This window comes from Shewanella sp. 1180_01 (assembly GCF_052850535.1).
The window spans coordinates 1-1678 of the sequence record NZ_VXCT01000129.1 but is presented as its reverse complement, the minus strand read 5'-3'; the positions used below and the strand labels follow the sequence as shown (position 1 = coordinate 1678).

Annotated in this window: 2 protein-coding genes; one reads left to right on the top strand and one right to left on the bottom strand. The window is 44.3% G+C overall.

Annotation, left to right across the window (positions count from 1 at the left end; translation table 11 throughout):
* Window positions 1–22: 22 nt before the first annotated feature.
* Window positions 23–202, bottom strand: coding sequence for a DUF4124 domain-containing protein (locus tag FW758_RS24400; protein ID WP_446446809.1), 180 nt, complete (start codon window positions 200–202; stop codon window positions 23–25).
* A gap of 94 nt (window positions 203–296) precedes the next feature.
* On the opposite strand from FW758_RS24400, the gene pssA reads away from it, so the two are divergent.
* On the top strand, window positions 297–1148 hold the full coding sequence (gene pssA, locus FW758_RS24395) for a CDP-diacylglycerol--serine O-phosphatidyltransferase (protein ID WP_012588345.1): 852 nt from the start codon (window positions 297–299) through the stop codon (window positions 1146–1148).
* Window positions 1149–1678: the final 530 nt, after the last annotated feature.

The following is a 1678-nucleotide window of genomic DNA, read 5'->3' as shown; positions in this document are numbered from 1 at the left end:
ATCATCCTGACAGAGGGGTTTTCTATGATATCTTTGCGCCTTGATATTTTGCTGTTTGTTCTTGCGGGGCTTGTTGGCTGTAATGCGTCACCCCATTTTCGTCGACCCAAGTATAGATAACGCCCGCAGAAACGGGGCCAATGAAAAGGCCGAGCCAAAACCAGCGGCATAGCATAGTGCTGAACGTGTTCACTTTTAACATCGAAATCATCCCTAACTGGTCTCTCATCGACATGATAATAAAATATGTTATCTTGAAAGCTAACTTCTCTTCACCGAACTAGCGTAATAAGTGTATGCAAAATTCTTCAAATCAAACAGTAAAGAATAAAGGTATCTATTTATTACCGAACCTTTTTACCACAGCGGGTTTGTTTTCTGGCTTTTATGCCGTAATTGCTTCCATGAATGCTAACTTTGAAGCCGCAGCGATAGCCATTTTTATTGCCATGATTTGTGATGGGCTCGACGGCCGAGTGGCAAGACTGACTAATACTCAAAGTGATTTTGGTGCTGAGTACGACAGTATGGCCGATATGGTGTCCTTCGGAATGGCGCCAGCACTACTCGCCTACAATTGGGCATTAGCGGACTTAGGTAAAATTGGTTGGCTGGCCGCATTTATCTATTGCGCAGGTGCAGCACTCAGGCTTGCTCGATTTAATACGCAAGTTGGCGTCGCCGATAAGCGTTACTTTCAAGGTCTCGCCAGCCCGGCTGCCGCCGCTGTTATTGCTGGCAGTATTTGGCTTGGTAATCAATACAGTCTCGATGGAAGAAATATCAGTTGGATTGCGGCCCTTGTTACGGCAGCAACCGGTTTACTGATGGTCAGCAATTTCCGCTATCACTCCTTTAAAGAAATTGATTGGCGCGGCAAGGTTAACTTTATCGTGATCTTACTGGTCGTCGGTGTGTTTGTGGTGGTGTCGGTGCAACCTGCATTGATTTTATGTGTCGGCTTCTACTTATATGCGATTTCAGGCCCGATCATTACTATCAGAACGGTGAGAAAACTCAAAGTCGCTCACGTTGTAGGAGATGATGTCGCGGCGAGTGTCGAAACGAACTCCTCAGTCCAAGCCGCTGCACAAACTCAAGTCGTTACAGATCTCGAGAAAGAGAAACAAGAAGAGCATAAACCTTAGGGCTCGTGTTTTTGATCATTGCTTATCATTAGCTAGGTGCAAACAAGAGTAAGGCATCACACTAGGCATAACGTTTTTAGAGGTTTGCTGGCAGATATAGCGAAAAATAGCTATCAACTTCTGTTTATGCCCATTCAATCTATTAAAACCTCTGCAATAGGTGATTTCTTCTGCCAGACTTATCAACCCAAACAGCGATATTGCTCAATATTGCAGTATATTTCTGCAGTTTGGTGGTTATTTATTCGCTTGGCGCTGATTGTTAAAAAAGCCCTTGCACAAAATCTCCTGCTCCCTATAATGCGCATCCACTGACACGGCAGACAGCGTTAAGCAGCCTGATGTGACAGTTCATCAATAAGTTTACTAATTGATGAGTGTTGAGAAAGTTTGCAAAAACTCCTTGACGCGAAACGGGAAATGCGTAGAATACGCAGCCCTAGCCAACTGGAAGCGTTCGACGCTCAGTGTGGTACTCAAGTCCTCTTACGGATATTGAGTTGCTCTTTAACAAGATAAAACAAGAAATC

Coding starts and splice junctions, on each gene's coding strand:
- FW758_RS24400 (WP_446446809.1), bottom strand. CDS start 202: ATGTTAAAAGTGAACACGTTCAGCACTATGCTATGCCGCTGGTTTTGG.
- pssA (WP_012588345.1), top strand. CDS start 297: ATGCAAAATTCTTCAAATCAAACAGTAAAGAATAAAGGTATCTATTTA.